Below are 22,090 nucleotides of genomic sequence, written 5' to 3'. Positions count from 1 at the left end.
GGACAGTACCCATGCGTTCGCCGCCCCGTGAAATCGACCGCCGCCGGCTGCTGCGGGCCGCCGTCGCCGGCGGAGGGCTGGCGCTGTCAGGCCTGCTGCCGGCCTGGGCGCGCAGCGCGAGCGCGGGTCTCCAGACCCTCTCGGGCGAGGACATCCGCCTCACCATCGGGCATGCGCACCACACGGTGCACGGCCGGTCAGGTCACGCGGTGACTATCAACGGCACGGTCCCGGGCCCGCTGATCCGCCTGAAGGAGGGCCAGAAGGTCCGCCTGCACGTGACCAACACCCTCGCCGAGGACACCTCGATCCACTGGCATGGCTTGCTGGTGCCCTTCCAGATGGACGGCGTGCCGGGCGTCAGCTTCCCGGGCATCCGGCCGGGCGAGACCTTCACCTACGAGTTCCCGGTCATCCAGAGCGGGACCTACTGGTACCACAGCCATTCGGGCCTGCAGGAGCCGATGGGGCACTACGCGCCGATGGTCATCGACCCCGCGGGCGCCGAGCCGCACCCGTACGACCGCGAGCACGTCCTGGTCCTCTCGGACTTCAGCTTCGTCCACCCGCACACGATCTTCCGACGCATGAAGGCCCAGGGCGGCGTCTTCAACTTCCAGAAGCAGACGCTGGCCGGACTGCTGGCCGGCAAGGACCAGACCCTGGCCGAGCGGCTCGAATGGGCGAAGATGCGCATGGACCCGACCGACATCTCGGACGTGACCGGCGCGGTCTACACCTACCTGATCAACGGCCACGGCCCCGACGACAACTGGACCGCGCTGTTCCAGCCAGGCGAGCGCGTGCGGCTGCGGATCGTCAACGCCGCCGCCCAGACGATCTTCAACATCCGCGTGCCGGGCCTGAAGCTGACGGTCGTGGCCTCCGACGGCCAGGACGTCCGTCCGGTCCAGGTGGACGAGCTGCAGATCGGCAACGCCGAGACCTACGACCTGATCGTCACGCCGACCGAGGACCGCGCCTTCACCTTCGTGGCCGAGGCGGTGGACCGCTCGGGCCTCGCCCGCGCCACCCTGGCCCCGCGGCCCGGCATGAGCGCCGAGGTCCCGCCGCTCCGCGAGCGGCCGCTGGGGACCATGAAGGACATGGGCATGGACATGGCCGCGCACGCCGGTCACGGCGGCGGCTCCGCCACGGGCCATGAGGGTCACGGTCCGCCGGCCGCCGCGCCCGGCATGGCCCCGCCGCGCGTCCGCGGCTCGGACGTGATGGGCCACGAGATGGACATGCTGGACTTCTCGAAGGCCCCCCAGGTGAAGCCCGGGCCCGGCGTCCAGTCGATCGCGCCCCTGCCCCAGGATCGCACCGGCGAGCCGGGCCAGGGCCTGGAAAGCGTCGGCCACCGCGTGCTGACCTACCGCGACCTCGTCGCCCTGCACCCGAACCCCGACACCCGCGCGCCCGACCGCGCGCTGGAGATCCGCCTCACCGGCAACATGGAGCGGTTCATGTGGGGCTTCGACGGGAAGAAGTATTCCGAGGGACCGTCGCCCTACACGTTCCGGGCCGGCGAGCGGGTGCGCGTCACCCTGGTCAACGACACCATGATGACCCACCCCATCCACCTGCACGGCCACTTCTTCGAGCTGGTGCACGGGCCGGTCGGCCACATGCCGCGCAAGCACACGGTCAACGTGGCGCCCGGCGGCAAGGTCGCCTTCGACTTCACGCCCGAGGCCGGCGACTGGGCCTTCCACTGCCACATGATGTTCCACATGCACGCTGGCATGTTCCAGGTGTTCGCGGTGCGCGGAGACGCTCGATGAGCCGCCCTGTCCTCCTGGCCCTGCCGCTCCTTGCAATGGCTTCGGCCGCCCACGCCCAGGACCCGCACGCCAACCACCACGCCCCGCCGACGGCCGCGCCAGCGCCTAAACCCGCGCACGCGCCGGCGGCCGATCCGCACGCGCACCATCAGGCCCCAGCCGCAGCGGCCGACCCGCACGCCGGCCATGCCGTGGGCCAGACCGGCGCCGACCTGCCGGTCGGGTCTTCGCCCGCCCCGCCGCCGCCCACCGACAAGCTGGCCGACGGCGTCTGGGACAAGGCCGCCATGGACCGCTCGCGGGCGATCCTCGCCGCCGAGCACGGCGGCATGCGCCACTGGATGCTGCGGATCGACCAGCTGGAGCTGCGCCCGGCCTCCGGCCCGGACGGCTTCGCTTGGCAGGCGGAATACCGCTACGGCGGCGACGTGGACCGGCTAGCCCTGAAGACCGAGGGCGAAGGGGAGACCGGCGGCCATCTCGAGGCCGCCGAGGTCCAGGCCCTGTGGTCGCACGCCATCGGTCCTTATTTCGACGTCCAGGCGGGCGTGCGCCAGGACTTCCAGCCCCGCCCGCGGCGCACCTATGCGGCGCTCGGCTTCGAGGGTCTCGCCCCCTACTGGTTCGAGCTGGAAGGCGCGCTCTTCCTCTCGCACAAGGGCGACCTGTCGGCCCGCCTGGAAGGTTCTTACGATCTGCGGCTGACCAACCGCCTGATCTTGGAGCCGTCGGCCGAGCTGAGTCTGGCAGCCGGCGATGATCCGGCCGTCGGCGTGGGCTCCGGCCTCTCCGACGTCGAGCTGGGCCTTCGCCTGCGCTACGACCTGGGCCTGCGAGAGGTCTCGCCCTACGTCGGCGTCCACTACGAGCGGAAGTTCGGCGACACCGCCGACTACGCCCGCGCTGCCGGCGAAGACGTGGAAGACACCCGTCTGGTCGTGGGCCTACGGGCGTTCTTCTGACCTTCTCCGCTTGCGGAAGAAGGTGGCCGGCGCAGCGGGTCGGATGAGGGGTTTCTCCACGCTCGCGCGCGAACGAAGAGGGGCCGCACAGACGCGCCGTGCGACCCCTCGTTCCTCAGCTTCCAGCTGACACCTTCTCCCGCGGGGAGAGGAGGATCACCCCGCGCTAGTGCGCCAGCCGGCCGTCCACTTCTTCGCGGACGGTCGAGACGCCGGCGTCGGCGAGCGCCTTGGCCTTGTCCTTCAGGGTCGAGCCCTCGCCTTCCGGACCGGTCTGGCGGTGCAGCTCTTCCTTCACCTGGCCATAGGCGCGCTCGGCCACCGACCGGGCTTCCTCCAGGGAGGTCTTGGCCATCTCGCGGCCGCGGCCCACGAGCTTGTCGCGGTGCGGGCCGATGTAGCGGTTCTCGGTGCGGGTCGCCGGGAACGAGGCGCCGATGGCCATGCCCACGGCCACCCCGATGGCGCCCAGGATCAGCGGCTCGGTGTCCAGCGTCTGCTGGTAGCGTTGCTGGGCGCGCAGGCGCAGCTCGTCGGCCCGGGCCTGCGCCTGGGCCGTCAGGCCCGACGCCTTCATCTTGGCCGTGCCGACGCCGTCGGCCGTGCTGGTCCGCGCGCCTTCGACGGCGCCCGAGACCTTCTCCTTGGCGGTCGAGATGCCGGACTTGGCCGCTTGGACGGCGTCGCGGGCCTTCGATCTGATCTTGCCCTTCATGCCGCCGCTTTCGTCATAGCCTTCGTAGGTCTCGTAGTAGCCCTGGCCCGAATAGGGGTCGTACGCAGGCTTCCGCTTCGACTGGCTCAGCGCCAGCCACGCGATCCCCGCGCCGATCAGCGCGATCGGGATCGGGTTTTCCTTGGCCTGCTCCACCACCGTGGTCAGGACCTTGTTGCTCGTTCCGCCCATGATCCTCGTCGCCTCGTCGAACAGTTCCTTGGGTTGCATCTTTTCCTTCAAGGCCTCGACCGTCCGGTCGATCTGCCCGCGCGTGGCCTCGACCTCGCGCTCCACGTCTGCCGATGACTTGGCCATTCTATTTTCCCTTCACAAGCTGGGCGTCTTTTTGGAGCTGCCGGGTCGAGCGGTTCGGCTTCAGGTGTTCGGGCGTCATCATCTTGAGCCCGGCGCGGATCAGCACGATGCCGATGACCGCCACCACCACGCCCACGATAAGCGCGGCGAAGGCCGGGTGCATATACTCGGACAGGCCGGCCACCACCGCGGCCAGCAGCACGCCCAGCGCGGCCAGCACGAAGATGCCGCCGGCCAGGATCTCGCCCGCCGCCTTGCCGGCGACGTGCAGCTTCTCGGTCATCTCGGTGCGGACCAGCTCCGATTCCTTGCGCACCAGGGTGGCGAGGTCGGTCGTCAGCTGGGACACCAGTTCGGGCAGGCTCCGTGGATCCTGCCGCATGGAAGCATCGTCCATCGGGTTAGGTCCCCTGGAAGCCGGGGCGGCCCGTGGCGCCCGGCGCCGTGCTCGTCTCGTCGGCGTCGGACGGAGTCAGATCGCCCAGATCGTCCCCGAGACCGTCGCCCGCCAGGCTGTCATCGCCCGTCGCCGCCTCGACGCCGGACTGCACCTCGGCGTCAGTGCCGGTGGCGCCCAGCTGCTCGGCGCCGGTCAGGCCTGAGGCCATGCTGGTGGTCGGCACGCTGGCGAACCCGCCGGCGGCGCCCACTTCCAGGTCGTCCGAACCCGCCGCGCCCGAATAGTCGGTCGTGGCCAGCGGATAGGCGCCGCCGCCCACCTCGCTGCTGAAGCCCGAGGCCTCCTCGCTCGCCCGCACGAAGCGGCCCAGCGCGATGCCGGCCAGAACGGCGCCGCCGATAAACGCCGCCGGGTGCCGACGGCCGAAGTCGCGGACCGCGTCCAGCAGCTCTTCGGGCTGCTTGCCCGCCAGGTTGCGGGACAGGTTCTCCAGCCCGTCGGCGGCCTGGCCGATCAGGCGGGCGGCCGGGCTCTGGTTGGCCTCGGCCAGCTCGTCGCCGGCGCGGCGGATGGCGTTGGCGAAGTCGCCCAGCGTCTTGGTCGCCGTCTCGGCGCGCCGTTGCGCCTCGGTTCGCGCCTTCTCCTGGGCGGCGCTCGCGAAGGTCTGGGCCTCCTGCTTCAGCGCCTGGCTCGCCTGGCTGACGGCGGCCTTGGCCTTCGCCTTCGTGCCGGTCGTGTCCGTGGCGGTCAGGTCGCCGGTGGTGTCGATGTCGCTCATGAAAACTCTCCGCAAGCCGCACGCCAGTCCCACCCACGCTGGGGCAGGCGAAATCCCCGCGCGCAGCGTCCTTCGCCGCACGCTCCCGGTTAACGCGCCGGAACGCCGATCGGTCCGGCCGGGCGCGGCGAAAACCGCAAAAATCTGCATAGGTTCCCCTCCTCGACCTGCGCGCGAGATTGGTAAGGTGGGGAAATGCGCCGTCTCAGCTTGCTCGCCGCCCTGGCCGTCCTCGCCGCCGCCCCCGCCGCCGCCCGGCAGCAGGCGCCCGACACCGGCCCCATCTCGGCCCAGCGGATCTCGGACATCACCCGCGAGCTCGCCAGCGACCCCTACGCCGGCCGCGCGCCGGGCGGCCCCGGCGAGGCGAAGACCATCGACTACCTGGTCGCCCAGTTCAGAGCGCTCGGCCTCGAGCCCGCCGGCGACAACGGCGCCTTCACCCAGGAGGTCCAGCTCTATCGCTTCCAGACGCAAGCCGGCGGGACCTACGCCCTGAAGGCGCCGGGCCTGTCGAAGGCCCTCCAGACCCAGACCGACCTGCGCATCGAGACCCAGCGCCCCGTCGAGCGCGTGCAGATCCAGGACGCTCCGCTGGTCTTCGTCGGCTACGGCGTCACCGCGCCTGAGCGTGGCTGGGACGACTTCAAAGGCGTCGACCTCAAGGGCAAAATCGCCCTCTTCCTGATCAACGACCCGGACTTCGAGGCCAAGGACGGCGAGGCCGTCGCCGGCAAGTTCGGCGGCCGCGCGGCCACCTACTACGCCCGCTGGACCTACAAGTATGAAGAGGCCGTGCGGCGCGGGGCCCTGGGCGCCCTGATCGTGCATGAGACGGCCGGCGCCGCCTATCCGTGGAGCGTCGTCGCGGCCAGCGGCGGCGAGAGCTACGACGTGGTGCGCAAGGACCCCGCCTCGGCCCGCCTCCTGTTGCAGGGCTGGATCCAGCGTCCCCTGACCGTCGAGCTCTTCAAGGCCGCAGGCCTCGACTTCGAGGCCGAGAAGGCCCGCGCCCGCACTGCCGCCTTCCGGCCCGTGCCGCTGAAGGGCGCGACCTTCTCCGCCGACTACAGGAACGCCTTCACCCAGCTGATGAGCCGCAACGTCGTCGGCGCCATCCGAGGCTCGAGATATCCCGACGAGACGATCATGTACGCCTCGCACTGGGACGCCTACGGGATCGGCGCGCCGGACGCCGCGGGCGCCACGATCCGCCCCGGCGCGCTGGACAGCGCCACCGGCGTCGCCGCGGTCATCGAGACGGCCCGCGCCTTCAAGGCCGGCCCCCGCCCCGAGCGCACCATCCTCTTCGCCCAGTGGACCGGCGAGGAGCGCGGCCTGCTGGGCTCGGAATTCTATGCCCAGGGCTCGCCCTATCCGGCCGGCAAGATGGTCGCCAGCATCGCCTACGACACCCTGCACCCGCTGGGCCCGACCCGCGACGTGGTGCTGATCGGCTCGGGCCAGAACCAGCTGGAGGACCTCTTGAAGGCCGCCGCCGCCAAGCGCGGCCGGACCGTCACGCCCGATCCGCGCCCCGAGCGCGCGCTGAACTACCGCGCCGACCACTTCTCCTTCGGCCGCCGCGGCGTGCCGACCCTGTTGTTGATGGCGCTGGCCGGCGGCCCGGACGTGGTCGACGGCGGCCGCGCCAAGGGGGACAAGTGGGTCGAGGACTTCACCGCCCGCTGCTACCACCAGACCTGCGACCGGTGGGAGCCGTGGCACGACTACTCGGGCGCCGCGGCCGACGTGAACCTGGCCTTTGAGATCGGCCGCGATCTCGCCAACTCGCGGGCCTGGCCCGACTGGAACGAAGGCTCCGAGCTGAAGCCGATACGCGCCCAGACTGGCAGCCAGCGGAAGTAGCGGCCGAACACGCAAAACCCTGACTGCGGTGTTCAGCCGCGGTTCAGGCGACGAGGCGGAGCATGGCCTGCAAGATCAGGAGGCCCTGTCCATGCGCAAGTTCCTCACCGCCTCTCTCGCCGGCGTGACCGCCGCGGCCGCCGTAGCTGCGACCGCCGGTTCCGCCCAGGCCGGCGACTATCGCCGCTATCATCGCCGCGGGAACGACGACGCCGCGGCCGCCGCCATTGTGGCCGGCGTCGCCGGCCTCGCCCTGGGCGCCGCCCTCGCCGGCAACAGCAACAGCCGCGGCTACTACAACTACGGCTACGCCCCGCGCGGCTACGGCTATGGCTACGCCCCGCGGTACGGCTACGGCTACGGCTACGCGCCCAGCTACGGTTACGGCCCCGGTTACGGCTACCGGACCTGCACCCGCAAGGAGCGGTTCTGGGATCCCTACGTGGGCGGCTACGTCACCGTGAAGCGCCGCTACGCCTGCTAGGCCACAGGTTCAACCTAGCCTCCGACCGATGGCGCTCCCCGCTCTCCCCCGAGCGGGGAGCGCTGTCGTTTTGGGCGCAATCCGGCCGCATCCGCGCTTGACGCTGAGTCCAGTTTAAACTAAACACGAAACCACTGGATGAGCCGGTTCTCGTCACCCGGGCTAGGGCCAGCGACGCGCCCCCGTCGCGCACCCGAAGCGTCTCACCCCTCCCCCCCGAGGACGCGATCGCCCGGGTGACGAGCACTCCTTGAAGCGTCGAAGTGCAGCCATGCGTGTGCGTTACGAGATCCGCTGGTCCCGCGTGCCGGAGACCCTCGCCCTCACCGCCTCGGCGATCGCCCTGCTGGCGGTCCTGGCCGGCGCCATCTGACAGGCGGGCGGCCGGGCGTCGCCGCCCGGCCGCTTCAGCCCTAGCCCACCGTGATCCAGCCGTCCGTCAGGCTGGAAAGCTGCACGCCCACCAGCGTCATCTGCGCGCCGCCAGTCATGGTGATGACCGTGTCCGCGCCCGCCTGAGCCACCGTGTAGGTGGTCCCGGCCACGAGGTTCACCCGGTCGCCTTGGGCGAAGTTGAAGTCCAGCACGCGGTCGATCCCCGCCTCGCCGAAGCTGTGGAACAGGTCCGCGCCGGCGCCGCCCGAGAGCGTGTCGTCGCCGCGGTCGCCCGCCAGCCAGTCGTCGCCATCGCCGCCGTTGACGATGTCGTTCGCCTGGCCGCCGCGCACCCAGTCGTTGCCGACACCGCCGTTGACGGTGTCCTCGCCCAGGTTGCCGTAGACCACGTCGTGGCCGTCGTCGCCGAAGAGCATGTCCTGCCCCTGGCCGCCGACGACCCAGTCGCCGCCGCCGCCGCCCGACACCGTGTCGTTGCCGATGTTGCCGTGGGCGTCGTCGAAGTCGGCCCCGCCGCGGAGGACGTCGTTGTCGTCGCCGCCGCGCAGGAAGTTCGCCCCGTCGCCGCCCTCGATCACGTCGTCGCCGGCGCCGCCGAACACCTGGTCGTCGCCCAGGTCGCCGAACAGCAGGTCCGAACCGGACTCGCCCTGCAGCGCGTCAGCGCCCTGGCCGCCGCGCAGCGTGTCGTTGCCGCCGCCGCCCGTGAGGCTGTCGTCGCCGGTGTTGCCGTGGACGAAGTCGTCGCCGTCGCCCGCGTGAACGGTGTCGGCGCCGCCGCCCGCCTGGAAGCTTTCGGCCCCGGCGCTCAGCAACACCATGTCCGGACCGGCGGTGCCGGCCGTCGGAGAGCCGCCGCCGCCGCCGCCGCCACCATCGCCGCCGCCGCCGAGGGCGTTGCCGCTGGCGTCGGTGGTGATGTCGGCGAACTGCAGCCGCTCGATGTTCGTGAGCGTGTCGACGCCATCCGAGCCGCCGCCGACGTGGGTGACGGTGACGGTGCCGCTCGCGTTGACGACGGTGTAGTCCGCCCGGTTGCCCGTGAAGACCGCCACGTCGACCGAGCCGTCGCCGCCGTCGAGGACGTCGTTGCCGGCGCCGCCGACCAGGGTGTCGTTGTCGCCGCGGCCGGACAGGCTGTCCTCGCCGTCGCCGCCTTCGAGCCGGTCGTTGCCGTTGGCGCCGATCAGCGTGTCCTTGCCGGCGAGACCCTTGGCGTCGATCGACTCCGTCGAGGTCATGGCCGTGCCGTCGAGCGTGTTGTCCTCGGGCACGCCGCCGGCGTCGCCGACGTAGTGGATCGTGTCCTGCGCCAGGCCGGTGCCCGAGAAGTCGCCGGACAGGATCAGCTTCAGGATGCTGATCACCAGTTCCTCGACGTTGGTGATCTTCAGGTCCGGCGTGCCGTCGCCGTTCAGGTCGAGGACAAGGTTGTTGCCGTCCTTGGTGATCGTCGGGTTGTCCGAGATCGTGATCGTCGGAACCTCGATTTCCACCTCGTCCACGCCGGCGCCGCCGTCGACCTCCTCGGCCGGGCTGTCCGGCGTCCAGCCGAACGCGTCCCCGCTCGAGCCGCCGACGATCTTGGCGGCCGGCACGAGGGCCGCGTGGCCGAGATTCGCCGCGGTGATGCTCAGGCTGCTGGTGTTCTCCAGCCGCATGAAGTCGGTCCAGGCGTCGGTCGCGGTGTTGTCGATCTGGATGACCGTCGCGGTCCCGTCCTGCACGAGGCGGATATAGCCCTCCTCGAAGGGGTTGTCGGTCCCGTTCCAGGCCGGCAGCCGCGCCTGCAGGACGGCCATGATGTCCAGCACGTCGCCGCTCGCGCCCGCCTCGAAGTCGGTCGTGGTGACCAGGCCGCGGGTGCTCGCGTCGAGGCGCAAGGTGTCCGCGCCGGCGCCGAGGGTGACGCGCGCCGACTGGCCCGACGCTGTGGCGACCGTGATCTGGTCCGCGCCGGCCCCCCCGTCGAGGGTGGCCGAGGCCGCGCCGGCGGTCAGGGTGTCGGCGTGGGCCGAACCGATGACGCCTTCGATGCTGACCCACGTATCCGTGCCCAGCCCCGCGACGGTCTGCGTCGTCTGCGCCAGGTCGATGTTCACCCCGGCGCTGGCCCCGGCGTAGGACGCCAGGTCGTTGCCGGCCCCACCATCCAGAGTGTCGTTGCCGGCGCCGCCTTCCAGGACGTTCGTATTGCCGTCGCCGGTCAGCGCGTCGTGGTCGCTCGAGCCGATCAGGCCCTCGATGCTGGTCAACGTGTCCGTGCCCAGGCCAGCCACCGTGACCTGACCGGTCGCAAGGTTGGCGGTGACCGCCGCGCCGGCGTCCGCGTAGGATGCGGTGTCGATCCCCAGACCGCCGTCTAGGCTGTCGTTCCCGGCGCCCCCGATCAGCAGGTCGTTCTCCGTCCCGCCGCTCAGCGTGTCGTTGCCGACTTCGCCGCGCAGGACGTCGGCTCCGGCTTGACCGGCCAGCAGGTCATCGCCGTCGCCGCCCGCCACCGTGTCGGCGCCGCCGCCGGCGAACAGGCTGTTGGCGCCGGTCGAACCGGTGATCGTGTCGCCGAAGTTCGAGCCGTTCAGGTTCTCGACGCCCGTCAGGGTGTCCGAACCCGCCCCGCCCGTGGCCACGCCGGTCGCGAGGTTCACCGTCACCGCCGCCGTCGCGTCGGCATAGACCGCCACGTCGACGCCGTCGCCGCCGTCGATGGAGTCGTCGCCGGCGCCGCCGCTCAGCTGGTCGCCGCCGCCGCCGCCGATCAACGTGTCCGCTCCGGCCCCGCCGTTCAGCGTGTCCGAGCCCTGGACGATCGTCGGGTCAGTGTCGACGTCATAGGTGGTGATGACCCCAGACGCGTTCGGGAAGATCACACCGTCGCCCAGCAGGCGGTCGTTCCCGCCGCCGCCCGACAGGCTGTCCGAACCACCCCAGCCGCCCAGCACATTGGCCGCGGCGTCGCCCGTGAGCGTGTCCGCGCCGATCATCGTCCCGACCACGTTCTCGACGCCGGTGATGGTCATCGAGCCCTGGAAGGTGTTCTGCGCCGTCGTGTGGCCCAGGTTCACCGCCGCGCCGTTCGGCAGCAGCGTCTCCGAGTAGAGCAGCAGGGTGTCGTTGCCCGCGCCGCCCGCGATGGTGTGGGCGCCGAAGCCGACGGCCAGCAGGTCGTGGCCGTTGCCGCCGGAAACGCTGTCCGTGCCGCCGGTCGTCCAGATCCAGTTGTCGCCGTCGTTGCCCGTCAGGGTGTCGTTGTGGTTCGAGCCGGTCAGGTGCTCGATCGACACCAGGGTGTCGGACCCCCAGCCGGTGACTTGAGCGCCGGTGGCCGCGAGGCTGACGTTCACGCCGTTGGTCGCGTCGAAGTACGACGCACGGTCGACGCCGTCCCCGCCGTCCAGCGAGTCGTTCCCGGCCCCGCCGGTCAGCAGGTCCGTCCCGTTGCCGCCCGAAAGGGTGTCGGCGCCGGCCTCGCCGCGCACGGTGTCGTTGTCGTCGCCGGCCGCAATGCTGTCGTTGCCCGCGCCGCCGTACAGCGTGTCCGCGCCCGCCTGGCCCTGGAAGGTGTCGGCGCCATTGCCGCCCTGCCAGCTGTCGGCGCCGCTGCCGCCCGTCAGGTTCTCGCCGCCGTCGGCCGCGACCGTCCCGTCGCTGAACTGCAGCAGTTCGACGCCGGTCAGGGTGTCGACGCCGTCCGCGCCGCCGCTGTTGTGGGTGACGGTGATGACGCCGTTGGCCGCGATGCTGATCGTGTAGGCCGAGCGCGCGCCGCTGAAGACGGCCACGTCCGCGCCGGCTCCGCCGACGATGGTGTCGTTGCCGCCGCCGCCCGTCAGGGTGTCGTTGTAGGTGACCGTGGACGGCGGGTTCGCCAGGATCGCGTACTCGTCGTACGCCGTGATCACGCCGTTGGCGTCGGTGTAGAACGCGCCGTCGCCCAGCAGGCGGTCATGGCCCCCGCCGCCCGACAGGACGTCCGAGCCGCCCCAGCCGGCCAGCACGTTGGCATTGCCGTCCCCCGTCAGGGTGTCGCCGCCCCAGGTGGTGCCGGACAGGTTCTCGAAGCCCGTGAGCGTCATCGAGCCGTTGCCCGTGGTCTGCGGGCCGCCTTGCGCGGCCAGCGAGACCTGGATCGGGTAAACCAGGCTCATGGCGTAGAAGCCCAGCGTATCGCCGGTCCCCGCGCCGCCATCCAGCACATGCGCGCCGGCGCCCACGAACACCAGGTCATTGCCGCCGCCGCCGTTGATGGTCTCGGTCCCCTGGTCGAGGCCCCAGAGCCAGTTGTCGCCGTCGTTGCCGGTGATGTTGTCGCTGCCGTTCGAGCCGGTGACGTGCTCGATCGAGATCAGCGTGTCCGTGCCTTCGCCGACGGTGTTCTGGCCCGTCGCCGTCGTCAGGTTCACCGTCACGCCGACGGCGGAGTTGCCGTAGCTGACCCGGTCGATGCCGGCGCCACCGTCCATCGTGTCGTCGCCCGCCGCGCCGACCAGCAGGTCCGCGCCGCTGCCGCCCGACAGGCTGTCGTTGGCGTCCTGGCCGCGCAGGATGTCGTTCCCGTCGCCGCCCAGCAGCTGGTCGGCCGCGCCGCCGCCTTCCAGCACGTCATTGCCGCCGAGGCCCGACAGCGTGTCCGGGCCGACGCCGCCGACGATCGTGTCGTTGCCGGCCGTGCCCGTCTGGCCGATGGCTCCGGTCGGATTGTAGCCGTCCAGGTTGTAGGCCGTGAACGCGCTCGCCGTGGTGTTCTGGAAGGTGATCACCGTCACCCAGCTGTCGCCGCCGCCGTTGGCGTCCAGCTGCAGCAGGGTGTCGCCGCCGCTCTGGCTCAGCCGCAGGTGACCGGTCGCGAACGGGTTGGCCCCGCCGTCCAGCAGGCCCGGCGCGTGATGGTCGATCAGGTCCTCGAAGTCGACCTTGTCGCCCCCGGCGCCGGTCGCGAAGTCGGTGACCACGACCGACCCGGCCAGCGCCCCCGAGGTCTCGATGGTGTCGACGCCCGCGCCCAGGGTGACGGTCAGGGTCTGGCCGCTCGCCTGCTCGGCGAAGACCAGGTCGTTCCCGTCGCCCCCGGTCACGCTGTCGTTGCCGGTCCCGGTCTCGATCTCGTCCGCGCCGGCCCCGCCGTTCAGCGTGTTGTCGCCGGAGTTGCCGATCAGGATGTCGTTGTGGTTGCCGCCGACCACGCCCTCGATGCTGATCAGCGTGTCCTGGCCGCCCCAGCCGGTGTTCTGCGCGCCACTGACCGAGAGGTCCACGACCACGCTGCCCGTCGCGTCGGAGTACACGGCGAAGTCGAGGCCATCGCCGCCGTCCAGCGTGTCGTTGCCCAGGCCGCCGAACAGCAGGTCATTGCCGCCCGCCCCCGACAGGATGTCGTGGCCTGTCGCGCCGCCGGTCAGCAGGTTCGCGCCCGAATCGCCGGTGATCGTGTCGTTGCCGAAGCCGCCGCCGACGTTCTCGACGTTGGTGATCGTGTCCGAACCATGCGCGGTGTTGATCGTCTGCGGACCCGCCGTCGACAGGTTGACGGTCAGCGCCTCGTTGCCGCCGAACACCACCATGTCGACGCCGTCGCCGCCGTCGACGGCGTCGTCGCCGCCGCCGCCGTTCAGGGTGTCGTTGCCGAGGCCGCCCGACAGAGTGTCGGCGCCGCCGTCACCCGCCAGGTTGTCGTTGCCGTTCCCCCCGACCAGGCTGTCCAGACCCGCGACGCCGTTGATGGTGTCGTCGCCGGCCAGACCGTCGATCAGGTCGTTGCCGCCGGTCCCGACCAGGCTGTCGTTGCCGCTGGTGGCGGTCGGGCTCACGAAGTTCGGGTCGAAGCCCTCGTCGAAGTTGGCCGCCGTGAACGCGCTCGCGGTGGTGTTCTGCAGGGTGACGATGGTCGTCCAGCTGTTCCCGCCGCCGTCGGCGTCGAACTGCAGCAGGGTGTCCGGACCGGACTGGGTGAGCCGCAGGTGGCCCGTCGCGAACGGGTTCAGCGCCTCGGACCAATTGGTGGTGTCGAGCAGGTCCTCCAGGTCCAGCACGTCGCCGCCGGCGCCCGCCACGAAGTCGGTGACCACCACCGCGCCGGCGAAGGTCGCCGCGATCTCGATCGTATCGACGCCCCCGCCCAGGGTCGCGGTCAGGGTCTGGCCGGAGGCCTGCTGCACGACCACCAGGTCGTCGCCCGCGCCGCCGTTCAGGGTGTTTGCGCCGGTGCTGCCGGTCAGCGTGTCGTTGAAGTTGCCGCCGACCACCGCCTCGACGTTCACCAGGGTGTCCTGGCCGCCCCAGCCGGTCATCTGCGGACCGCTCGCCGAGAGGTCCACGCTCACGCTGCCGGTCGCATCCGTGTAGAGCGCGAAGTCGACGCCGTCGCCGCCGTCCATGGTGTCGTTGCCGACCCCGCCGAACAGCAGGTCGTCGCCGTCCGCGCCCGACAGGCTGTCGTTGCCCGTTGCGCCGCCCGTCAGCACGTTGGCGCTCGAATTGCCGATGATCGTGTCGTCGCCGAAGCTGCCGCCGACGTTTTCGACGTTCGTGATCGTGTCCGTGCCGTGCGCGGCGTTGATGGTCTGCGGGCCCGTCGTCGACAAGTTGACCGTCAGCGGGTCGTTGCCGCCGAAGACCACCATGTCGACGCCGTCGCCGCCGTCGATCAGGTCATTGTCGGCGCCGCCGTTCAGGGTGTCGTTGCCCAGCCCGCCCGAGACGCTGTCGGCCCCACCGCCGCCGGCCAGGTTGTCGTTCCCCTCGCCGCCGAGGAGCGTGTCGTCGCCCATCTGGCCGGCGATGGTGTCGGCGCCGCCCAGGCCGTCGATGTTGTCGCCGCTGGCCGTGCCGGTCAGGCTGTCGGCGCCGCTAGTGGGCGTGCCGCTGGCGGTGGCCGTCGGGTCGAAGCCGTCAAAGTTGGAGGGGTGGAAGCTGCCGACCGTGGTGTTCTGCAGGACCGCGATTGTGGTCCAGGCGTCGCCGCCGCCGTTGGCGTCGAACTGCAGCTCGGTGTTCGGGCCGTTCTGGTGGATCCGGATGTGGCCGCTGGCGAACGGATTCGCGCCCTCGGTGTAGCCGGTCGCGTACGCCGCGAGAAAGTCCTCCAGCACCAGGTCGTCGCCGCCGTCGCCCGCCACGAAGTCGGTCACGACCACGACGCCGTCGTGCTCGTCGGTGAAGATGATGGCGTCCCGGCCGCCGCCCATGGTGACGGTCGCCGTCTGGCCCGCGCCCTGCCCGACCAGGATGGAGTCGTCCCCGCCGCCGGCCACGATGGAGTCCGCGCCCGTGCCGGTCTCGATCACGTCGCGATAGTCGCTGCCGGTGATCGTGTCGGCGCCGCTCACGCCCTGGATGAAGATGCCGACGGTGGCGCCGCCCTCGATGACCAGGCCGGACATGTCGAAGGCTTCGCCCGCGAACATCTGGATGTTGATCTGGCCGTTGCCGCGGACGGTGACGTCGCCCGAGTCGCTGCCGCCGAAGTTGAAGTCGAAGGCGTTCGACATCATCGTCAGGACCGGCGGGGCCGCGCTCACGACGGTGCCGTTCGGCAGGGTCGTGGTCGGGAAGGCCAGGAAGGAGATGCCCTCCATGTCCTCCAGCTCGCCCTGGAAGAACACTTGGCCGTTCACGCCCAGGTAGTCGAGGCCCGCGCCGCCGTCCAAGACGGTGCTGGCGAAGTCGGCCGACGCCACCGTGGTCACCCCGCCGGTGACGCTCGTCAGGTTGCCGGCGATCAGCAGGTCGTTGCCGTTGCCGCCCCTCAGCTGGTCGACGCCGCTGGCCGCACCCTGGCCGAAGGTCTGCAGGACGTCGTCGCCGTCGTCGCCCTCCAGCTCGTCGTCGCCCGCCCCGCCCAGCAGGGTGTCGGCGCCCACGCCGCCCGAGATCGTGTCGTTCCCGGCGTCCCCAGCCAGGTTGTCGTTCCCGTCACCGCCCAGGATGTCGTCGTTCCCGTCGCCGCCCGAGACCGTGTCGTTGCCGTTGCTCTCGTTGTCGAAGGTGTCGATCAGGCCGCCGTTGCCGACCTCGTTGGTCGGTGAGGTCAGGCCATCGCCCAGCAGCACGTCGTTGCCGGCGCCGCCAACTAGGCTGTCGTTGCCGGCGAAGCCCGCCAGAACGTTGGCGCCCGCGTCACCGGTCAGGGTGTCCCCATGGGTGGAGCCGGAGAGGTTCTCGATGCTGGCGCCGACGATCGTGACAGTGACGCCGCCGGAGCCCTGTGCTGAGCTCACCGCCAACGAGACAGCCACGCCGCCCGAGACGTCGTTGCTCGTTTCAGTGGGGTTGCCGTTGAAGCTTAGCGTGTCGATGCCGGCGCCGCCGTCGACGGTGTGATTGCCGTTGCCGACCTGCAGCAGGTCGTTGCCGTTGCCGCCGGACAGGCTGTCGTTGCCCGTGACGCCCGAGCCGTTCGAGCCGCCCCACACCCAGTTGTCGCCGTCGTTGCCGGCCAGGGTGTCGTTGTAGATGGTTCCCGAGACGTGCTCGATGCCGATCAGGGTGTCCTGGCCCTGGTTGGTGTTCTGGGCCACGCCCTGCGTCATTAGGGTGACGTTCACCCCCGTCGTCGCGCCCGAGCTGAAAGCCGCGCGGTCGAGGCCCGCCCCGCCGTCCAGGATGTCGTCGCCGGCGCCGCCCGAGAGGAAGTCGTCCTCGCTCCCCGCCACCAGCGTGTCGGCGCCTGCATGTCCGTAAAGGCCGTCGTGACCGGCCCCGCCCGACAGGCTGTTCGCCCCGCCGTCGCCTTCCAGACGGTCCCAGCCGCCGCCCGCGACCACGTGCTCGATGCCGCTCAGCGTGTCTTCGTTGACGAACGTGGAGCCGTTGTAGACGGCTCCCACGCCGGTCGTCAGGTTGACGCTCACGGATGCGCCGGCGGTCGTGTAGTCGGCCGTGTCGCTGCCCGCGCCGCCGGCCATCGTGTCCGCGCCTGCGCCGCCGACGAGCCGGTCGTCATTGTCGCCGCCCGCGAGGCTGTCGGCGCCGCCGCCGCCGTCGAGCGTGTCGTTCCCGGCCAACCCTTCGAGGGTGTCGGAGCCGCTCGTGCCCGCCAGGCTGTCGGCGCCTGCGGTGCCGCCGCTCGCCGGAGCGTTCGGGTCAACCACGCCGTCCGAGAAGCTCAGGAACTCGATGTTCGTCAGGGTGTCGACGCCGTCGGCGCCGCCGTTGTTGTGGGTGACGGTGATCGTCCCGCCATTGACGCTCACGGTGTAGTCCGCGCGCGCGCCCGAGAACGTCGCCGTGTCCGAGCCCGCGCCGCCGTCCAGCGTGTCGTTGCCGCCGCCGCCGGTCAGGGTGTCGGCGCCGTTGCCGCCATTCGCGAAGATCGTGATGGGCCCGGCGTTCTCGACCGGGTTGTCGATGTACAGGTAGGCGTCGCCCAGCAGGGTGTCGGCGCCGTTGCCGCCCGCCAGGGAGTCGGCGCCCGCGTCGCCCGCCAGCAGGTTGGCGTTGCTGTCGCCGGTCAGGGTGTCGGCATAGGACGAACCCGCCAGGTTCTCGAAGTTGGTCGCGGTGATCGTGCCCTGGCCCGTCACCTGCCCCGCCCCGCCCGCCAGCGAGAAGGCGACGCCGCCCGCCGCGAAGCCGAGGCTGAACGTGTCGGTCCCGTCGCCGCCGTCGGCCGTATGCGAGCCGCTGGCGACCATCACCAGGTCGTTGCCGTTCCCGCCGGCCAGGCTGTCGCTTCCGCCGGCGCCGCCGGAGATGAAGTTGTCGCCGTTGTCGCCCGTGAGCGTGTCGTTGTGGCTGCTGCCCGAGACCTGCTCGATGCCGATCAGCGTGTCGACGCCGGCGCCGCCGGTGTCCTGGGTCGCGCCCTGGATCCGCAGGTCGACGTTCACGCCCGCGCCGGCGCCCGTGTAGGAGACCCGGTCGATGTCGGCGCCGCCGTCGATCACGTCGTCGCCGGCTCCGCCGACGAGGTAGTCCTGGCCGTCGCCGCCGCGCAGGGTGTCGTTGCCGCCATCGCCCACAAGAGCGTCGTGGCCGCCGCCCGCCGACAGGCTGTTGGCCGCGCCGTCGCCGTAGAGCGCGTCCCAGACGTCGGCCGTGCCGGTCACCACGTTCTCGACGCCGGTGATCGTGCCATGCGCGGTCCAGGTCGAGCCGTTCCACAGCTCCACCGTGCCGTTGGCGAGACGCACGCGCACCGCCGCCGGCGCGGGCGCGAAGTTTGCGGTGTCGTTGCCGGCGCCGCCGTCGAGGGCGTCCGCGCCCAGGCCGGCGATCAGCAGGTCGTCGCCGCCGCCACCCACCAGGGTGTCCACGCCATTGCCGCCGTTGAGGGTGTCATTCGCGTTGGCGCCGTCGTCTTGGTAGACCGTCACCACCCCGTTCACGTCAGGGTGGATCACGCCGTCGCCCAGCAGGGTGTCGGCGCCGTCGCCGCCCGAAAGCGAGTCCGCGCCGTCCCAGCCGGCCAGCACGTTCGCGCCGTCGTTGCCGGTCAGGGTGTCACCACCGACGAGGTTGGCCACACCGGACAGGTTCTCGATGCCGGTCAGGGTCATCGTGCCCTGCAGGGTGTTCTGCGGGCCCGACTGGTTGGCGAGGGTGACGTTCACCGGACCGGTCAGCGTCTCGGAATAGAATCCGAGCGTGTCCACGCCGTCGCCGCCGTCCACGGTGTGGCTCCCGTTGCCCACGTGCAGCAGGTCGTTGCCGCCGCCGCCCGCGATGCTGTCCGTCCCCCCGGTGGCCCAGATCCAGTTGTCGCCATCGTCCCCAACCAGCGTGTCGTTGTGGTTCGAGCCGGTCAGGTTCTCGATGTTGCTGAGCGCGTCGACGCCCCAGCCCGTCGCCGTGCCCGCGGCCAGGCTCACGCTCACGCCGCCGACCGCGCCGAAGTAGGTCACCTGGTCACGGCCCGCGCCGCCGTCGAGCGTGTCGTTGCCGTCGCCGCCGCGAATGTAGTCCGTGTCGGCGCCGCCGCTGATGGAGTCGTGGCCGTCTTCGCCGAGCAGCCGGTCGTTTCCCTCGTCGCCGGATAGGGTGTCGTTTCCAGCGGCGCCGTCCAACGTATCGTTGCCGGCCAGGCCCGAAATCAGGTCGTCTTGACCGTCGCCGACGTGATTATCCGCGCCCGGCGTCCCGTTGAAATCAGCCATCTGCCCCACCCACTACCGATTGAGCGCGCGCAAGATCGCCTCGCCGCGCGCGAGTTACTGAGAGAACGCCGGTTTTTTTGGCGAAACTCTCCCCCTTGAGAGCGACGTTATTGGAGCAATACAGGCCCCGCCTCCCCCATTTGGGGGAGGTGCGACAGTTCGGCGGAGGGGGACAGCAACCGGCGGCTGAAGCCGCTCGCCTGCGACAGTCAGTTCAGCGCCGCGTCCAGGCGGCGACGGATGAAGTCGGCCGCCAGCAGGATCGACTCCTTGGCCTTGGGCGTGTTCATCCGCTCCCACACGTGGGTCTCGTCGGTCCACAGCCGCACGGTCAGATCGCCGCCGGCGTCGCGCACCTTCTCGGCCAGGCGCACGGCGTCGTCGTAGAGGATGTCGCCCTTGCTGGCGTGGATCAGCATCGGCGGAAAGCCCTCGAACGAGCCGAACAGCGGCGAGGCCAGCGGATCGGTCGCGCTCATACCGTCCAGGTAGAAGCGCGCCACCAGCGCCAGGCTCTCCATGGTGTAGGGCGTGGTCCCGGCCAGCGAGGCCGCCGTCACGCTCCAGCTCTGCAGCGACAAATCGACCCACGGCGACAGCAGGACGATCCCGGCCGGCAGGCCGAGGCCCTTCTCCCGCGCCTGCTGCAGCGCCGACAGCAGCACCGCGGTCCCGGCGGACTCCGCCAGGGCCACGACCGGCTCGTCGGGGTACTGATCGAGGAACCATGCCCAGGCCGCGACGATGTCGTCCACCGCGGCGGGACAGGGGTGCTCGGGCGCGAGGCGATAGCTGGGCGCGAACACCTGGGCCTCGGCGGTGGCGGCGAACCGCGCGACCAGCTGGGTGATCCTCGGGCTGCGCTCGGCCACGAACGAACCGCCGTGGACGTAGAACACATGGCCCCGCGGCTTGCGGCTCTTCGGCGCGAACCACTCGGAAGGCGCCGGCGGCGACGACAGGACGCCCGGCCCCGCCACCCGCACGGCCTCGGCCTCCATCATCGGCAGGATCGGCGCGTCGGTCAGATAGTGCATCCGCCGCTGGCGCTCGACGTAGGCCAGGAACGCGTCGCGTCCCTCGGCATGCGCCCGGACGCCCTGCCGCATCGAGCGCGTCACCAGCCACTGCATGGTGCGGTTGGCCCACCGGCGGGCCGCGGACTTCAGCCCCAATCCGCCGCCGCGGTCCATGCTCTGGACCTCCAGGCGCCCGACACAGGACTCGCCAACGCCGTACGCTACGCTCATTACTACCCCCAACTCCCCACTGGAGCGGGACAATGAGCGACGACGAGGCTTTCGACCAGCGCCTGCTGAAGCCGGCCGCCGCGTACGCCAAGCTCTATCCCAGCATCATCCCACGCTTGAAGGCCGCCTACGACTCGGGCCACCCGACGGTCCGCGCCGTCGCCCGCGCCATGGGTCTGGCGCTGGAACGCGCCGGCGGCGCCCGCGAGGACCTCCTGCGCGAGACCCACCGGCTCTCGCCCCAGGAGACCCGGATCGCGCTGCACCTGATCGACGGCGGCTCGGTCGCCACCTGCGCCCAGACGCTGGGCGTGGCCGAAAGCACGGTGCGCACGCACCTGAAGTCGATCTTCACGAAGACCGGCGTGCGCCGGCAGGCCGAGCTCCGGACACTGCTGCCAAATCGCTAGGCGCTCCATGCATCGGCCAGCCTAGCTAGGCGCCGCCGGCCCCTGCTTCCCCCAAAAGGGTGACGTCACCGTTGACGGCTCGGCATTCGTCGAACACGTTACGCCCGCTTTTGGGGGCTTAAGCACATGTATTTGTGGCGTTCCGGCCGGGTTTCCGGCCGGCGGAGGCGTGCGGGTCGGCGTTCGTGATCCCACGTGGCGAGGAATGGCTGTCGATCGCCGACGGCTTCAGCCAGGCGGCGCTCGGCGGCGACTGGCTGCAGGCCCTCGGGCGCCTGGCCGAAGCGTGTGGAGCTGACCGGGGTCAGCTGATCGGGATCGGCGCGGACAAGGCGGTGCCTTTCAACTGGATCTACGGCATGCCGCCCGAGCCGCTCGCCGAGTTCGTAGCCATGGGCGGCGGCGATCCAGCGCGCAATCCGCGCGTCCGGCACGGGATCACCGCGCCGCTCCTGAAGGCCTGGCACGACCTGGACTGTCTGAGCGAGGCTGAGCAACGGCGCGCGCCGGAGTACTGCGAACTCGCCATCCGCTACGACTTCCCCTTCGGCAGCCAGGCGACGCTGATGCGCGACAGCGAGATGCTGATCGGCATGTCCACCCTGCGGGGCGCCAGCCGGGGCCTGCCTTCCCCCGACGATCGTCGCGCCTTCGAATCCCTCGTCCCCCACGTCCGCGACGCCGTGCGGCTGCAGATGACGCTGGAGGGCCAGGGCGCCGCCCTCATGGCCGGCGCCCTCGAGGCCGTCGGCGCGGCGGCCTTTGTCTGCGACGCCTCGGGCCGTGTCCGGGCCATGACCCCGGCCGCCGAGGCTGCGCTTTCCGCCGGTCCGGTGCGCCTGCGCGACCAGCGTCTGGCCGCGGCCCGCCACGAAGACGGCCGCGCGCTCGAGATCGCCTTCGACGGCCTGCTCCGCGCCCGGCATTCCGCGCGCCCGCGCGCCAGCCGCACGCTCGTCCTGCGCCGCGAGGAAGACCCGCTCTCGCCCGTGCTGGTCGACCTGATGTCCCTGCCCGCCCGCGAGCACGCCCTGGGCTTTCAGCCCGCCGTGCTGGCCACCCTGCGCGGAGTCTCGCGTCAGGACGTGGCCTTCTCCCAGCACCTGCGGGCCGCCTTCGGGCTCACCGAGTCCGAGGCCGACGTGGCCCTGCGTCTGGCCGAAGGCGACAGCCGCGAAGCCATCGCCGCCGGCCGCGGCGCCTCGGTGGAGACCGTCCGCAGCCAGGTGAAGAGCCTGTTCGCCAAGCTGGGCGTCCGCCGGACCGGCGAACTCGCCGCCAAGCTCAACCGCCTGCGCTAGGCTAGCCAGCGCCTCGGATGGTTGACGCCCAACGCGCGGACCTCGCCGTTCGCGAGCCCCAGTGTCTTCATGCGTTGCGCCGTCAGCGCCTTCAGCGCCTGCACCGGCTCGATGCCGCCGATCGGGCTCGTGGTGACGCGCCCCACGGTGATCGCCCGGTCGACCGCCGTCCATTCGGCCCGGCCCTGGTCGGCGTGTCCCACGGCGAAGTAGTGGCGCAGCGGCGCGCGCTCGCCCTCGATCTCGAGCATCACCCCCACGAGCCAGCCCGTGGTCACCGTCTTCGCGTCCGCCGCCTGCATCCCCGCTAGGTAGCGGGTTCGGAGG

The 22,090-nt window shown here is 71.2% G+C and carries 12 protein-coding genes; 6 read left to right on the top strand and 6 right to left on the bottom strand.

Going from position 1 to position 22,090, the window contains the following annotated elements; all coding sequences use genetic code 11:
• Positions 1-11: 11 nt before the first annotated feature.
• Both RIF93_RS00170 and RIF93_RS00165 read left to right on the top strand, forming a co-directional pair.
• Positions 12-1,787 carry a copper resistance system multicopper oxidase gene (locus tag RIF93_RS00170; protein WP_309087240.1) on the top strand — a complete coding sequence of 592 codons (1,776 nt, stop codon included), beginning with the start codon at positions 12-14 and terminating at the stop codon, positions 1,785-1,787.
• Positions 1,784-2,749, top strand: a complete 966-nt coding sequence (locus RIF93_RS00165; RefSeq protein ID WP_309087238.1) for a copper resistance protein B — start codon at positions 1,784-1,786, stop codon at positions 2,747-2,749. Before RIF93_RS00170 ends, RIF93_RS00165 begins: the two co-directional genes overlap by 4 nt.
• Before the next feature lie 166 nt (positions 2,750-2,915).
• Here RIF93_RS00165 and RIF93_RS00160 read toward each other — a convergent pair whose 3' ends face one another.
• Genes RIF93_RS00160 through RIF93_RS00150 form a run of 3 tightly spaced genes read right to left on the bottom strand, consistent with a single transcriptional unit; the run spans position 2,916 to position 4,960 of the window.
• A complete protein-coding gene (locus RIF93_RS00160; protein WP_309087237.1) occupies positions 2,916-3,782 on the bottom strand; it encodes a DUF3618 domain-containing protein in 867 nt (288 codons plus the stop codon).
• 1 nt (position 3,783) lies between these two features.
• Positions 3,784-4,179 carry a phage holin family protein gene (locus tag RIF93_RS00155; protein ID WP_309087235.1) on the bottom strand — a complete coding sequence of 132 codons (396 nt, stop codon included), beginning with the start codon at positions 4,177-4,179 and terminating at the stop codon, positions 3,784-3,786.
• 4 nt (positions 4,180-4,183) lie between these two features.
• The gene (locus tag RIF93_RS00150; protein WP_309087234.1) at positions 4,184-4,960 is read right to left on the bottom strand and encodes a hypothetical protein; all 777 of its coding nucleotides are present in this window, start codon (positions 4,958-4,960) and stop codon (positions 4,184-4,186) included.
• A gap of 195 nt (positions 4,961-5,155) precedes the next feature.
• Here RIF93_RS00150 and RIF93_RS00145 point away from each other — a divergent pair, with 195 nt between their 5' ends.
• Both RIF93_RS00145 and RIF93_RS00140 read left to right on the top strand, forming a co-directional pair.
• Complete coding sequence (locus RIF93_RS00145; protein WP_309087232.1) at positions 5,156-6,829, top strand: M28 family metallopeptidase; 1,674 nt, start codon at positions 5,156-5,158, stop codon at positions 6,827-6,829.
• 91 nt (positions 6,830-6,920) lie between these two features.
• Positions 6,921-7,313, top strand: a complete 393-nt coding sequence (locus RIF93_RS00140; protein WP_309087230.1) for a hypothetical protein — start codon at positions 6,921-6,923, stop codon at positions 7,311-7,313.
• A gap of 413 nt (positions 7,314-7,726) precedes the next feature.
• Here the strand turns inward: RIF93_RS00140 and RIF93_RS00135 are convergent, their stop codons facing one another.
• Both RIF93_RS00135 and RIF93_RS00130 read right to left on the bottom strand, forming a co-directional pair.
• Entirely contained in the window at positions 7,727-18,802 is an 11,076-nt protein-coding gene (locus RIF93_RS00135; RefSeq protein WP_309087228.1) for a type I secretion C-terminal target domain-containing protein, read from the bottom strand.
• A gap of 209 nt (positions 18,803-19,011) precedes the next feature.
• Positions 19,012-20,052 (bottom strand): alpha/beta hydrolase, encoded by a 1,041-nt coding sequence (locus RIF93_RS00130; protein WP_309087226.1) that lies wholly within the window; start codon positions 20,050-20,052, stop codon positions 19,012-19,014.
• 32 nt (positions 20,053-20,084) lie between these two features.
• On the opposite strand from RIF93_RS00130, the gene RIF93_RS00125 reads away from it, so the two are divergent.
• Complete coding sequence (locus RIF93_RS00125; RefSeq protein ID WP_309087224.1) at positions 20,085-20,462, top strand: helix-turn-helix transcriptional regulator; 378 nt, start codon at positions 20,085-20,087, stop codon at positions 20,460-20,462.
• 185 nt (positions 20,463-20,647) lie between these two features.
• Positions 20,648-21,763 (top strand): LuxR C-terminal-related transcriptional regulator, encoded by a 1,116-nt coding sequence (locus RIF93_RS00120; protein ID WP_309087222.1) that lies wholly within the window; start codon positions 20,648-20,650, stop codon positions 21,761-21,763.
• Here the strand turns inward: RIF93_RS00120 and RIF93_RS00115 are convergent.
• Positions 21,760-22,065 (bottom strand): hypothetical protein, encoded by a 306-nt coding sequence (locus RIF93_RS00115; protein WP_309087220.1) that lies wholly within the window; start codon positions 22,063-22,065, stop codon positions 21,760-21,762. The genes RIF93_RS00120 and RIF93_RS00115 overlap by 4 nt on opposite strands.
• Positions 22,066-22,090 lie beyond the last annotated feature (25 nt).

Source organism: Phenylobacterium sp., from assembly GCF_031181185.1.
Classification (GTDB): Bacteria; Pseudomonadota; Alphaproteobacteria; order Caulobacterales; family Caulobacteraceae; genus Phenylobacterium.
The sequence above is the reverse complement of the archived record's forward strand: the minus strand, read 5'-3'. Positions and strand labels throughout refer to the sequence as shown.

Coding starts and splice junctions, on each gene's coding strand:
- RIF93_RS00115 (WP_309087220.1), bottom strand. CDS start 22,065: ATGCAGGCGGCGGACGCGAAGACGGTGACCACGGGCTGGCTCGTGGGG.
- RIF93_RS00155 (WP_309087235.1), bottom strand. CDS start 4,179: ATGGACGATGCTTCCATGCGGCAGGATCCACGGAGCCTGCCCGAACTG.
- RIF93_RS00140 (WP_309087230.1), top strand. CDS start 6,921: ATGCGCAAGTTCCTCACCGCCTCTCTCGCCGGCGTGACCGCCGCGGCC.
- RIF93_RS00160 (WP_309087237.1), bottom strand. CDS start 3,782: ATGGCCAAGTCATCGGCAGACGTGGAGCGCGAGGTCGAGGCCACGCGC.
- RIF93_RS00145 (WP_309087232.1), top strand. CDS start 5,156: ATGCGCCGTCTCAGCTTGCTCGCCGCCCTGGCCGTCCTCGCCGCCGCC.
- RIF93_RS00130 (WP_309087226.1), bottom strand. CDS start 20,052: ATGAGCGTAGCGTACGGCGTTGGCGAGTCCTGTGTCGGGCGCCTGGAG.
- RIF93_RS00170 (WP_309087240.1), top strand. CDS start 12: ATGCGTTCGCCGCCCCGTGAAATCGACCGCCGCCGGCTGCTGCGGGCC.
- RIF93_RS00165 (WP_309087238.1), top strand. CDS start 1,784: ATGAGCCGCCCTGTCCTCCTGGCCCTGCCGCTCCTTGCAATGGCTTCG.
- RIF93_RS00135 (WP_309087228.1), bottom strand. CDS start 18,802: ATGGCTGATTTCAACGGGACGCCGGGCGCGGATAATCACGTCGGCGAC.
- RIF93_RS00150 (WP_309087234.1), bottom strand. CDS start 4,960: ATGAGCGACATCGACACCACCGGCGACCTGACCGCCACGGACACGACC.
- RIF93_RS00125 (WP_309087224.1), top strand. CDS start 20,085: ATGAGCGACGACGAGGCTTTCGACCAGCGCCTGCTGAAGCCGGCCGCC.